General features: G+C 67.1%; 11 protein-coding genes. All 11 read right to left on the reverse strand.

Annotated elements, in window-relative coordinates; translation table 11 throughout:
- Positions 1–19 precede the first annotated feature (19 nt).
- The gene (locus tag ACLD02_RS12305) at positions 20–724 is read right to left on the reverse strand and encodes an RNA polymerase sigma factor FliA (protein WP_203105120.1); all 705 of its coding nucleotides are present in this window, start codon (positions 722–724) and stop codon (positions 20–22) included.
- A gap of 89 nt (positions 725–813) precedes the next feature.
- Positions 814–1,230, reverse strand: a complete 417-nt coding sequence (locus tag ACLD02_RS12310; protein ID WP_203105121.1) for a flagellar protein FlhE — start codon at positions 1,228–1,230, stop codon at positions 814–816.
- A 34-nt stretch (positions 1,231–1,264) separates the two neighbouring features.
- Positions 1,265–3,211 carry a hypothetical protein gene (locus ACLD02_RS12315; protein ID WP_410298831.1) on the reverse strand — a complete coding sequence of 649 codons (1,947 nt, stop codon included), beginning with the start codon at positions 3,209–3,211 and terminating at the stop codon, positions 1,265–1,267.
- 10 nt (positions 3,212–3,221) lie between these two features.
- A complete protein-coding gene (gene flhA / locus ACLD02_RS12320; protein ID WP_203105123.1) occupies positions 3,222–5,306 on the reverse strand; it encodes a flagellar biosynthesis protein FlhA in 2,085 nt (694 codons plus the stop codon).
- On the reverse strand, positions 5,303–6,439 hold the full coding sequence (gene flhB / locus ACLD02_RS12325; protein ID WP_203105124.1) for a flagellar biosynthesis protein FlhB: 1,137 nt from the start codon (positions 6,437–6,439) through the stop codon (positions 5,303–5,305). Before flhB ends, flhA begins: the two co-directional genes overlap by 4 nt.
- A 113-nt stretch (positions 6,440–6,552) precedes the next feature.
- Complete coding sequence (gene cheZ / locus ACLD02_RS12330) at positions 6,553–7,242, reverse strand: protein phosphatase CheZ (RefSeq protein WP_203105125.1); 690 nt, start codon at positions 7,240–7,242, stop codon at positions 6,553–6,555.
- 30 nt (positions 7,243–7,272) lie between these two features.
- Positions 7,273–7,662 (reverse strand): chemotaxis response regulator CheY, encoded by a 390-nt coding sequence (cheY, locus tag ACLD02_RS12335; protein WP_203105126.1) that lies wholly within the window; start codon positions 7,660–7,662, stop codon positions 7,273–7,275.
- A gap of 49 nt (positions 7,663–7,711) precedes the next feature.
- Positions 7,712–9,508, reverse strand: coding sequence for a methyl-accepting chemotaxis protein (locus tag ACLD02_RS12340; RefSeq protein WP_203105127.1), 1,797 nt, complete (start codon positions 9,506–9,508; stop codon positions 7,712–7,714).
- Between the two features lie 37 nt (positions 9,509–9,545).
- Complete coding sequence (locus ACLD02_RS12345) at positions 9,546–10,547, reverse strand: chemotaxis response regulator protein-glutamate methylesterase (protein WP_238401106.1); 1,002 nt, start codon at positions 10,545–10,547, stop codon at positions 9,546–9,548.
- Between the two features lie 162 nt (positions 10,548–10,709).
- The gene (locus ACLD02_RS12350; protein ID WP_238401085.1) at positions 10,710–11,564 is read right to left on the reverse strand and encodes a CheR family methyltransferase; all 855 of its coding nucleotides are present in this window, start codon (positions 11,562–11,564) and stop codon (positions 10,710–10,712) included.
- Positions 11,554–13,209, reverse strand: coding sequence for a PAS domain-containing methyl-accepting chemotaxis protein (locus ACLD02_RS12355; RefSeq protein ID WP_203105130.1), 1,656 nt, complete (start codon positions 13,207–13,209; stop codon positions 11,554–11,556). The genes ACLD02_RS12350 and ACLD02_RS12355 overlap by 11 nt, the downstream gene beginning before the upstream one ends.
- Positions 13,210–13,234 lie beyond the last annotated feature (25 nt).

Here is a 13,234-nt window from a genome sequence, read left to right on the forward strand (position 1 = left end):
GGATGCCGGACGCCCCACCTCAACCAGATTCGGCGAGCCGGGCGCGCAGGCGACTGACCGCCTGGCTGTGCAGCTGACAGACCCGGGATTCGGTAACACCGAGCACGGCGCCGATTTCCTTGAGGTTAAGCTCCTCCTGGTAGTACAACGCCACCAGCAGCTTCTCGCGCTCCGGCAGGGCCTCGATGGCGGCGGTCAGGCACTCGCGTTGCCGGCCGTCCACCAGGGCGGCGAACGGCGACGGCGGCGCGCCGCTGCCGGCTTCCGGCTCACCCCGCTCTTCCACCATTTCCTCATAGGGCAGCAGGTAGCCGTTATTGGTGTCGGTGAGCAGTTGCTGGTAGTCGGCCAGCTCCATGCCCATCTCGGCGGCGATTTCGCGTTCCTCCGGCGGGCGCCCGAGACGCTGCTCCAGACGGTGCACGCATTGGTCCAGGTTGCGGGCATTACGGCGCACGCTGCGCGGCAACCAGTCACGGGTGCGCAGTTCGTCGATCATGGCGCCACGAATGCGCTGGCTGGCGAAGGTGGAAAAGCTGGCACCGGCGTGGGGGTCGAAACGACGCAGGGCGTCCAGCAAACCGACGGTACCGGCCTGGATAAGATCGTCCAGGTCGATACCGGCGGGCAGCTTGACCTGCAGGGCCAGCGCCTGGCGTCGCACCGCCGGAAGATGCTGTTCCAGCAGCGCCTGGTGATCGATTTTACCCTGTGCCGTGTACATGAAGTTCTCCGCAAGGGGCGCCGGTGACTGCTTTCATTATTGGGATATGGCGGGCTTTGGAAGCGGGGAATAACGCCCGTTGGGCGGGCTTATTTGTCGGATCGATCCATACCGGCGCGCGCCTGGTAAGCCAGCGTCAGGCGCAGATCGCGCACTCGCAGCGGCTGCCGGGCGCCTTCGGCGAGCCGGAACCGGAACCGCAGTGGCCGGTCACCGCGCCAGTCGGCGGGCACCGGGGCGCGCCCACGGGGTTGATCCAGGGCCAGACAATGTCGCCCCTGGCACAGCCAGGCCCGCGGCGCCGGCCCGATGGGCAGCCGATAGCGCCAGCTCACCTGGGTCGGAGTGGCCCCGGCGGCCAACGGTGGCGGTGTCAGCGGCCGGCTGAGGTAATCCCGGTCCGGGCCGGCCACGCGCACCGCCGGCGCGCTGGCGGTCCAGCTTCCCGGCGCCGCCGGTGCCAGCCCGGCCAGCAACAGCAAAGCGGCGCCGAGGGCTTTCCTCACGCTGAGGGCCTTTTATTCACGCTGAGGGCTTTCCTCACGCTGAGGGCTCCAACCCCAGATCGTGGCCCAGATCGCGCAGGCTGTGGCGGGCGCGCAGCAGGGCCAGCAGGGCATCGAGCAGGGTCTCCGGCTTACGCCTGCGCGGCCCGCCGAGCAGGGCCAGTAACTGACCACGGGCGTCCAGGGCCCAGTCGCCGTCGTCCAGGTCCAGGCGCAGGGCCAGGGACGCCAGCAGCCCGGCGGCACCGCCCGGGGCGGCCAACCCTTCCCGCTGCAACGCCAGGCGGGCGCGCCGCTCCAGGGACACCAGCCCCTCGGCGCTGAGCGACGCCACCAGCAACGAAAGGGTGCGTTCACGGTCCTGGTCGCCGGGCGCCAGCCAGTAGCGGCGGCCCAATTCGGCGCCGGTATCCAGGTCATGCAGGCTGGCGAACCAGGCGCCAAGCCGGGCGCTGAGCGGCGCCCCACCGCCGCCGGCCACCGGCGCCGCCACCTCCAGACGGCGCAGGCGCGCCTGCACGGCGCGGCCCCGGTGGCGCAGCAAGCGGCTGTCCCAGGCCATGGCCTGGGCCTGGCTTTCTTCCAAAGCGCGCCGTTCACCACGATGCAAGACACGGCTATTGCCCCGCGCGGTGGCCAACCAAGGGCGGTTGTCCAGGCGATGCCACAGGGCCGCGTCGGGCAGCGACGGCAATAACCGGGCGCCATCGCCATGGTCGCTCACCGGGCCCAGGGGCAGGCCGCCGGGGTCCAGGGCAAGGCGCACCCGGGCGTCCTCGGCACCCTGCACGATGGCGTCCGGGCCGGCGGTGGCCAGGCCGCCACCGGGGGCCGCCTCGAGCAATTCGCGGAACGCCGGCACGCCTTCTCGCAGCAGACGGCTGGCGGCGTCCAGGGCCCGGCTCTGATCCAGCAGCCGGGCCGCCCAGCGGCGGTCGCCCACCGCCGGTAACCGGTCTTCTCCATCGCCGTCCGGCGTCGCCAGCAGGTCGTCAAGCAACGCGTCGGCGCGGGCCGGGGTCAGGTCCTCGGGAATGCGCTGGCCACCGCTCACGTAATGCAGGCGCAAGCCGTGGCGTATCACCAGATCCAGCAACGGCCCCAGGCGGGCGGCGTCGTCCCGCCCGGTAACGACGATATCGTCCAGCCGCAGACCGGCGGCACGGGCCAGGCCCCGGTGCACCGCCAGGGTTTCTTCCAGAGTTTCCAGAGCGGTGCCGGCCGCCAACACCAGGAGCGGGCGCGCATTCGGCCCCAACCGGTGCAGCAGCGCGCCCTGGTCTGGATCACGCAAGCCCAGGCCACGGGTATCGATCAGGCAGAGGGTGGCATCATCCACGGCGGGAGACTGACCGTGTTCCAGAACCTGGCAGGTCAGGCCTAAATGCTCCGCCCGGCGCGCCAGCATGGGCGGCGGCGGTGTTTCCATCCACAGCCGCGCGCGGGTGGCGCCGGCGCGGGCGGCCAGCTTCAGGGCGATGCTGGTTTTGCCAACCCCGGCCGGGCCCAGCAGAACCAGGGTGCCGGCCCGTTCCAGACGGTCTCCAATCAAGAGACGGCGCTGCAGTTGCCGGCGCAGCCAGGGTTCGATACCGGCGACGCCGGCTTCCTCCGGCCAGCCGGCCAACAGATCGTCACTCAGGGCGGCGCTGAAGCCGAGCGCCGCCAAGCGGCGGCGCAACGCCCGGCGCGCCGGCGCCTCCTGCTCGCCGCCAGCGTCCAGCCTGGCGCGTAGTTCGCGCACCTCGCGCAGCAGTTGTTCGTCGGGACCGGCGTCGCCGGCGGGCGCGCCGGCGGACGATCGGGGCGCCGCCGGTCGGCGCGGCGGGGCCGGGCCCGCGTCTTCCTCCAACACCGCCAGGATCTCCACCCCTTCCGGGGTGCTGCGGTTGGCCAGGATCAGGGCATCGTCGCCGAGGGCGGCACGCACCCGGCCCATGGCCTCGCGGTTATTGGCGCCGGTGAATCGCTGTACGCTCATGCAGGCTCCCTCAGGACGGTCCGCCGATCAGTTGGGTCACGCGCACCCCCCGGTCGTCGGGGATCTCCGCCTGGGACATCACCGCCAGGTGACGCAGACGACGGCGCAGGAAGTGGGCCAGCAATGGCCGCAGATTGTGGGGCACCACCAGCACCGGAGGATCGCCGGCGGCTTCCTGACGCTCCAGGGCGACGGCGGCCTGATTCATGAGCGTGTCCGCCAGGCCGGGCTCCAGGGCGCCACCGCCATTGAGGGCCTGGTTGAGCACCTGTTCGAGCTGGTTGTCCAGGCCGATCACGCGCAACTCCTCCTGGCCAGGGAAATACCGGTGGGTGATGGCCCGGCCCAGGGCCACCCGCACCAGGGCGGTAAGATCATGGGCCCCGGCACCTTCCGCCGCGTGCTCCGCCAGGGTGTCGAGGATGGTGCGCAGATCGCGAATCGAGACATCCTCGTCGAGCAGGTTCTGCAAAATGCGCTGCAGGGTGGTGAGCGAGACCACCTTGGGCACCACATCCTCCACCAGCCCCTTGTTGGCGTCGCCGAGCTTGTCGAGCAGTTGCTGCACTTCCTGGCGGCCGAGCATTTCGGCGGAGTGGCCGTGCAGCAGGTGATTAAGATGGGTAGCCACCACGGTGCTGGCGTCGACCACCGTGTAGCCATACACCTGGGCCTGCTCCCGTTGTTTTTCCTCGATCCACACCGCCGGCAAGCCAAAGGCCGGGTCGCGGGTGGCGGTGCCATTGACCTCGCCGGACACCTGGCCCGGATCGATGGCCAGCCACTTGCCCGGATAGGCCTCGCCACGCCCTACTTCGGCCCCCTTGAGCGTGATCACATAGGTGTTGGCGCCCAGTTCCAGGTTGTCGCGAATGTGCACCACCGGCGGCAGGAACCCCACCTCCTGGGCGAATTTCTTGCGCACGCTCTTGATGCGACCGAGCAATTCCCCCTGCTGGCGGTAATCGACCATGGGGATCAGGCGGTGCCCCACTTCCAGGCCCAGGGTGTCGATCAACTGGACGTCGTCCCAGCTCGCCTCCGGCGCCTCCGGCTGGGGCGGCGGCTCGGCCTGGATCCGTTCTTCCACCAGGCGCTGGTCGTTGCGCCGGCTCAGATACCAGGCGGCGCCGGCCAGCCCGGCGGTGAACAGCAGGAACACGAAGTTGGGCATGCCCGGCACCAGGCCCAGCAGGCCCATGACACCGGCGGACAGGATCAACACCTTGGGATTGACGAGCAGTTGCTCGATCATCTGCTGGCCCACGTCCTGCTCGGTGTTGACCCGGGACACGGTGACGCCGGCGGCGGTGGAGATCACCAGTGCCGGGATCTGCGCCACCAGGCCATCGCCGATGGTGAGCAGGGTATAGGTACGGCCGGCGTCGGCGAACGACAGGTCGTGCTGGACCATGCCGATAATCAGCCCGCCGATGATGTTCACCGCCATGATCACCAGGCCGGCCACGGCATCGCCACGCACGAACTTGCTGGCGCCGTCCATGGAGCCATAGAAGTCCGCCTCCTGGGACACCTCGGCGCGCCGCTGCTTGGCCTCCTCCTCGCCGATCAGGCCGGCGTTGAGGTCGGCGTCGATGGCCATCTGCTTGCCGGGCATGGCGTCGAGCATGAAGCGCGCGCCTACCTCGGCGATACGGCCGGCGCCCTTGGTGATCACCATGAAATTGATCACCACCAGGATCAGGAACACCACCAGACCGACGGCGAAGTTGCCGCCCACCAGGAACTGGCCGAACGCCTCGATCACCTTGCCGGCGGCGGCGCCGCCTTCGTGGCCTTCCATCAACACCACCCGGGTGGAGGCCACGTTGAGGGCCAGGCGCAGCAGGGTGGTGAACAGCAGCACCGCCGGGAAGGCGGAGAAATCCAGGGCACGCAGGGTGAACATGCTGACCAGCAGCACCATCAGCGACAGCGCGATATTGAAGGTAAAGAACAGATCCAGGGCGAACGGTGGCAACGGCAGGATCAGCATCGCCATGATCAGCAGGATCAACAGCGGGCCGGCCAGCAGCTTGCCGTCGGCGCCGGCCAGGCCGCGCATCGGTCCCAGATAAGGGCTCAGCGCTTTCATGGCGCCACCTCCAGCTCCGGCGGCACGGTCAGGCCGCTGGGGGTAACCGGAGTCTCGGTGCCCTCTTCCCGGGCCCGCTTCAGGCGGAACGCCCACACCAGCACTTCCGCCACGGCGGTATAGAGCGGACCGGGAATTTCCCGGTCCAGGTCCACGTGACGGTACAGGGAACGCGCCAGCGGTGGCGCTTCCAGTAGCGGCACCCGGTGCTCGACACCCAACTCACGGATGCGCGCCGCCACCGCGTCGGCGCCCTTGGCCACGACACGGGGCGCGTTCATGCTCCGCTCCTCGTATTTCAGCGCCACCGCATAGTGGGTGGGGTTGGTGACGATGACATCGGCGTCCGGCACCTTGGTCATCATGCGGTTGCGGGCCATGGCCTGCTGCTGGCCACGAATGCGGGCCTTGAGCTGGGGATCGCCCTCGCTCTCCTTGTGCTCGCGCTTGATCTCTTCCTTGCTCATGCGCAGCTTCTTGGCGTGGCTCCAGAGCTGGTAGGGCACGTCTATCAGGATCACCACGATCAGCGACAGCACCATCAGGCCACAGGCCATGGCGGCCAGGCGCAGGGCGTCCGCCAGGGCCTGCCGCAGGGGCTGATCCATGAGCGACATGAATTCGCCCCGGTGGGCAATCATGAAACTCACCGCCACCACCCCCACCAGCACCGATTTGGCGATCGCCTTGGCCAGTTCCGCCAGGGCCTGTGATGAGAACAGGCGTTTCAAACCCTTGACCGGGTTGAGCTTGCCGGGTTGCGGCTTAAGGGATTTGGCCGAGATCAGGAAACCGCCGAGCAGATTGGGGGCGATCAGGGCGGTCACCGCCAGCAAAAGAAAAAGGGGCAACAGGCCGAACAAAGCCCGTGCCCCCAGGTCGCCGGCGTGGGTCAGCATCACGGTGGCGTCGAACGCCTGCTGGCGGTCGAACAGGAAGGACTGCTCCATGACCAGACCGACCCGGCCAAACAGGGCCGGCCCCAGTGCCCACAGGCCGCCCACCCCGGCGAACAGCAGCAGTACCGTGGTGAGCTCCCGGGAACGGGCCACCTGCCCCTCTTCGCGGGCTTTCTCGCGCCTTCGGGGCGTGGCCTCTTCGGTTTTTTCCTGGTCTTCGGTCTGATCGGCCATGATGGCGACGTCCGCGCGCTATTGCTCTCGCGGAGCATTGTCGGCCAGGCCGGCGAACAGCAAACCGCCGATAAGCGACCGCTATCGGCGGCTATTCCTGGGAAGCGCGGTCGCTAGAAACCCAGTTCGTCGAGCAGATCGTCGACCTGATCCTGGCTGCTGACCACATCCTCGCCCTCGGGCTTGATTTGCGGGCCGTTCATCAAACCGGCTTCCTCGCGCTGGCGGGCTACCTCGGCGGAGCTGTTGTCCATGCGCTGGCGCATGGCTTCCCGCTCCTCGCCTTCCGGAACACTCTCCAGAAGAACCTGCAGCAGCTGACGCTCGACCTCCTGAATCACCTCCATCATTTTCTTGATCACCTGGCCGGTCAGGTCCTGGAAATCCTGGGCCATCATGATCTCCAACAACTCCTTGTTGGTATCCCGGGCCATGGCCGGCACCGCGCCCAGGTAGCGGCGGGTTTCGGTGACCAGTTCGCGGGCGTCATCCAGCTCGATCGGGTTCTCGAACCAGGCGCCCCACTTTTCATCCAGCGCCTGGGCACGGCTTTCCATCTCGTCCTGGAGCGGCTGAGCGCGATCCACGGCATTGAGAGCCCTGTTGGCGGCCTGCTCGGTCATCGAGGCTACATAATTGAGCCGCGCGCGGGCATCCGGGATCGCCTCGGCGGCTTTCTCCACTTCCTTGTCCAGCCCCAGCTCTCGCATGCTGTCGCGTAGCATGCGGGTCAATTGGCCGATCCGCTGCACCAGATCGTCATTATGCGTCTGCTCGTTCGTCGGCCGCGCGTCACCACTCATAGTCGCTTCTCCTATCGCGAAGACCGGGCGTTATTTGCCCAGCTTCTCGAAAATCTTGTTGAGCTTCTCTTCCAGGGTCACGGCGGTGAACGGCTTGACGATGTAGCCATTGGCACCGGCCTGGGCGGCGGCGACGATGTTGTCCTTCTTGGCCTCGGCGGTGACCATCAACACCGGCAGGGATTTCATCGCGTCATCGGCACGGATCTGCTTGAGCATTTCCAGACCATCCAGGTTGGGCATGTTCCAATCCGACACCACGAAGTCGAACCCACCGGCTTTCAGCTTGGTCAAGGCTTCCTGGCCGTCCTCGGCTTCCTCCACGTTGGTGAAGCCCAGTTCCTTGAGCAGGCTGCGAACGATGCGCCGCATGGTGGGGAAGTCGTCCACCACCAGAATACTCATGCCCTTGTCCATCATTTCCTCTCACTGCGTCGCGGCGCCGGGCGGTGGCCCGGCGCGTTAAGGTTCAGAATTCTTCCCAATCGTCCTCGGTGGTGACCGCCTCCCGGCGCGACGTCTCACGCACCGGGCGGGGCTCGGCGCGGGCATCGCGGCGGGGCCCGGCCTGCTCTTCATCGTCCACCGTCGGCGCCCATGCCTGCTCTTCGGGTTCCAGCGCCGCGCCGGGTTCAGCGACCACCGGTGGGCGGTCGTTGTCATCATCGGCAAGGGACACCATCATCGGCGCCGCTTCCGGGCCGGTGGCGTCGGCCAGGCGAAAGATCGCCACCGCCCGCTCCAGACGCTTGGCCTGCTCTTCCAGGGATGCCGCCGCGGCACCGGCCTGTTCCACCAGCGAGGCGTTCTGCTGGGTGGCTTCGTCCATCTGGCTGACCGCCTGGCTGACCTGTTCGATGCCGCCGCTTTGTTCCTGGGAGGCGGCGGAGATCTCGTCCATGATGTCGGTGACACGCTTCACCGCGGCCACCACTTCCTTCATGGTTTCACCGGCCTGCTCCACCAGCGCGGAGCCTTCCTGCACCTCCACCGCGGAACGTTCGATCAGTTGCTTGATCTCGCGGGCGGCGTCGGCGCTGTTGCCGGCCAGATTGCGTACTTCCCCCGCCACCACCGCGAAGCCCCGGCCCTGCTCACCGGCACGGGCCGCCTCCACGGAGGCGTTGAGCGCCAGAATGTTGGTCTGGAAGGCGATCGAGTCGATCATCCCGGTGATCTCCGCCACCTTGCGGGAGCTTTCATTGATGCCCTGCATCTTGACGGTAACCTGATCCATCACGTCACCGCCCCGGGACGCGGTGCCGGAAGCGTCGTTGGCCAGACTACTGGCCTGGCGCGCGTTGTCCGCGTTTTGCTTCACCGTGGCGGTGAGCTCTTCCATGCTGGTGGCGGTCTCCTCCAGGGAGGCGGCCTGCTGTTCGGTACGCGAGGACAAATCGATGTTGCCCCGCGCGATCTCGGAGCTGCCCACCAGGATCGAGCCGCTGCTGGCGCGTACGTCGGTAACGATGCCGCCAAGGCTGTCCTGCATGTCTCGCATCGCGGCGAACAGCTTGCCAACCTCGTTACGGCCATACACCGGGATGCGCTCGGACAGGTCGGCCCGGGCAATCCGCTGCAGGGTATCGACCGCTTTCTCCAGGGGCTGAACGACGATACGACGCAGACCCAGGTAGATGAACAGCATCACCAGCGCGGCACTGATCACCGCGCCCAGGGCAATGCGCGAGAACAACGTGGATTCCTGGTGGTAACCGTCCATCACCTCGCTGCCGCGCTGATCGGCGTAGTGGGTGAAGTCGGTGAGGCGCTTGTTGAGGTTGGTGCCCGGCCCCAGCAACTGCTGGCGCAGCGCGCGATAATCACTAAGCGAGCCATCCTTGAGGGTGTCGAGTTGCTGACGGGTAAGCTCCATTACCTTGCCGAAGGCGGTGCTCAGTTCCACGGCGAGCTCGCGCCCGGCCTCGGTGGTCTCGGTTTCACTGAAACGTTTGAAACGCCCCTCGGCACGGTCCAGCAAGCCGCCCACGTTCTGCACCTGATCGGCCGCGATCATGCGCATTCCCATGTCCAGGTAATCGGCGGCCAGATCCATTTCGATGCGCGCCTGGTTGAGTAGCGTGGTGGCGCGACTCACCTGATTGAGCTGCTCAACGTTGACCTGGTTGAGGGTGCCGATGGCATCGTCGGCCATGCGGTTGTTAAGCAGGCGCAGGCCGAACAACAGAGCGATCAGCAGGGCGCATACCACCAGCGCGCCGGCCACCGCTGTATTGATCTTCAGGTTACGAGGGAGATTAAGCATAACCAGGGTTTCCTCTGTCAGGGATTCTCGTCGTTGTTCACACCCGTTGGGCGCGGCCGGAAGCGGCCACCAGCGCCATCAGGCGCGGCGCCATCTGATCCAGGGGCAGCACCTCGGTGGCGCCGTCCCGGGCAATCGCCTCGCGGGGCATGCCGAACACCAGCGAGCTGTCCTGGTCCTGCGCCAGGGTGTGGGCGCCGGCGCGGCGCATGGTCAGCAACCCTTCGGCGCCATCCTTGCCCATGCCTGTAAGCAGGATGCCGATGGCGTTACCGCCGGCCTGCCGGGCCGCCGATTCAAACAGCACGTCCACCGATGGCCGATGCCGGTTCACCGGTGGCCCGTCGTCCAGGCGCACCACGTAATTGGCGCCGCTGCGAACCAGCTTCAGGTGGTGATCCCCCGGCGCCACGTAGACATGACCGGGCAGCACCCGCTCGCCATCCTCGGCCTCCTTCACCGACACCCGGCACAACCGGTCCAGGCGCTGCGCGAAGGAGCGCGTGAAGCCGCCGGGCATATGCTGAGCGATCAGGATCGCCGGCGAGTTCGGCGGCAACGGCTCCAGCACCTGACGAATCGCTTCCGGGCCGCCGGTGGACGCCCCCAGAATCACCAGTTTTTCACTGGATACCATTACCGGCTTCAGTTGCGGTGCCGCCGCGGCGGGCGCCGTCTGTAAACGGCGGGGCCGCGACTGCGCGGCGGCGCGTATCTTGTCGGCGATGCAATTGGCGTACTCCAGCATGCCGGTGCGAATGCCCAGCGCCGGCTTCTGCACGAAATCCACCGCGCCCAGTTCCAGCGCCCGCAACGTCACTTCCGAACCGGCCTGGGTCAGCGAGGACACCATCAGCACCGGCATCGGCCGCAGCCGCATCAGCCGTTCCAGAAAATCCAGACCGTCCATGCGCGGCATTTCCACGTCCAGGGTCAGCACATCCGGGTCGTGACGCTTGATCAGGTCCCGGGCCACCAACGGGTCCGGGGCCACCGCCACCACTTCCATGTCATCCTGGTCGTTGATGATTTCGGTCATCAGGTCACGGATCAGCGCCGAATCATCGACGCACAGCACCGTTATTTTTTTCCCGCCCAAGATCAGTCCCCCCTGCTACGGACGCCGGCACGTGGCGAGCGTCTTCCATGCTGTGGTTATCGGCGGCGTCGCCAGGTTCTTTAGGGCCTGCCCCAGGGAGCCTTAACGCACCGGCGTGTAAACAGTCTGGCCGCGCAACCGGAAGCGGTCGCTGATATAGGAAAAACTCTCGGAATGGCCGGCGAACAGCAGGCCATCCGTTTTCAGGAGCGGCGCGAAGCGCTCCAGGATGCGAGCCTGAGTGTCACGGTCGAAGTAGATCATCACATTGCGGCAGAAGATGGCATCGAACGGCGGCGTCACCCGCCACCCCGGGGCGACCAGATTGAGAGGCTCGAAACGCACACGGGCCGCCACCTCCGGGCGCACCCGGGCAAAGCCGGCGCGCCGGCCGCTGCCGCGTTGGAAAAAGCGCCGGCGGCGGCTTTCCTCGAGCTTGTTGACCTGGGCCAGTGGGTACACCCCCAGGCGGGCCCGGTCCAGGGCATCGGTATCGATGTCGGTGGCCAGCACCTCGATGTCGGCGCGGTCGCCCAGGGTTTCCAGCAACGCCATGACGATGGAATAGGGTTCCTCGCCGGTGGAGGCGCCGGCGCTCCATACCCGCACCGGCCCGGTACGACCACGCAGGTGGTCGGCGAGCAACGGGAAGTGGTGGGCCTCACGGAAGAAGGCGGTGAGATTGGTGGTCAGCGTATTGGTGAAGGCTTCCCACTCGGCGCCGCCGGGGTCCTGCTCCAGCCGGGTCAGATAGTCCTGGAAGCGGGTCAGACCCTGCTGGCGCACCCGCCGCCCCACCCGGCTGTAGACCATGTCCCTTTTGTGCCCGGCGAGTACGATTCCGGCGCGCCGGTAAATCAACGCCCGGATGCGGTCAAAGTCGGCGTCGCGGAACACCAGATCCCGGTCCGGGGTAACCACGGCTTCGGTACTTTGACGTTCAGCGTTATCGCTCAAGATGGGTGGGCTCCTCATGGGCGACCGCGACGCGGCGCCCGGTAGCGGTGCGCGGCGCCGTCTCCGGGCCACCGTGCAGGCGGAACACGCCCATGGAATGGGTCAGGGTCCTCACCTGCCGTTCCAGGGAGGCGGAGGCGGTGGCGGAAGCCTGAACCCGGTCGGCGTTCTGCCGGGTCACCGCGTCCATCCGCGCCACCGCCTGGTTGATCTGGTTGATGCCGGTGTTCTGTTCCTCGGAGGCGGCACGGATATCATCCATGATGTCGTTGACCCGGGTCACCGAAGCCACCACCGATTCGACGGCGCTCTCCGCCCGCCGTACCAGGCCGGCGCCGCTTTCAATTTCGCGACCGGAACCATCGATCAACTCACGGATCTCCCGGGCCGCCTCGGCGGAGCGACCCGCCAGGTTGCGCACTTCCTCGGCCACCACCGCGAATCCCTTGCCGTGCTCACCGGCGCGGGCCGCCTCCACCGAAGCGTTGAGGGCAAGAATATTGGTCTGGAAGGCAATACCGTCGATGGTGCCGATGATCACCGCCATGCGCTCGGAGCTGGTGGTAATACGCCCCATGGTCTCGACCACCTGACCCATTACCCGACCGCTCTCGGACACCGCCCTGGAGGCGTCGGACGCCAGCTCGCTGGCCTGGCGGGCACTGTCCGCGTTCTGGCTGACGGTGGCGGTCATCTGCTCCATGCTGGCGGCGGTCTGCTGCAGGGAACTGGCCTGCTGCTCGGAGCGGGAGGAAAGGTCCTCGTTGCCCTGGGCGATGTCGTGGGCCGCCGGCGCCACCACGGCCATGCCCCGGTGCATATGGCCGACGATGCTGCCAAGACTTCGACGCATCAGCTTCAGGCCCATGACCAGCATGCCCAACTCACCGCCCATGCGCTCCGGCGGGCGCGCCGCCAGATTGCCGGCGGCGATCTGCAGCGTGAAGCGGCCCGCCGTCAGCACCGGCGCCAGCACCGAGCGGGTTACCAGGCGGAAGCCCAGCGCCAACAATGGTAGGCCGCCACAGACCAGGGCGATCAGCCAGGCGCGCGCTACCGCTTCGCCGTCGCCGAGACCGCGCAGCCCGACGCCGGCGGTGGCCAGCACCAAAGCGGCGGCGGCGATGAACAGGAAGCCCATGCGGCTGCTCACCGAATGCGGGTTCCAACGCCGCAGGGCGGCCAACGGGCCGCGACGGCGCACCTCCCCCTTGTGCAGATAGAGATGCCGGCCCCGGCCCTCGCGAATCGCCGTGTAATCACGTTCGGCGGCTTCGATGGAGGGGCGGTCCGCCTTCAGGCGCACCGACACGAAGCCGACGATCTCACCGTCCTCGGTGATCGGTGTCACATGGGCACGCACCCAATAATGATCCCCGTTTTTGCGGCGGTTCTTGACCAGGCCGATCCAGATGTCGCCGGCCTTGATGCACTCCCAAAGGTTCTCGAAGGCGGCTTCCGGCATGTCCGGATGGCGCACGATATTGTGCGGCGCGCCCACCAGCTCGTCCTTATCGAAGCCACTGACCGTGACGAAAGCCGGATTGGCGTAGGTGATGCGTCCGCGCAGATTGGTGCGAGAGATCAGGAAGTCCTCGGATTCAAGCTGATACTCTCGTTGTGTCACCGGCTGATTGTCACGCATCAGGGCTCCTTTTCTCGTGGTTGTC

The sequence above is a fragment of the Alloalcanivorax sp. C16-2 genome (assembly GCF_046507615.1).
Taxonomy (GTDB): Bacteria; Pseudomonadota; Gammaproteobacteria; order Pseudomonadales; family Alcanivoracaceae; genus Alloalcanivorax; species Alloalcanivorax marinus_A.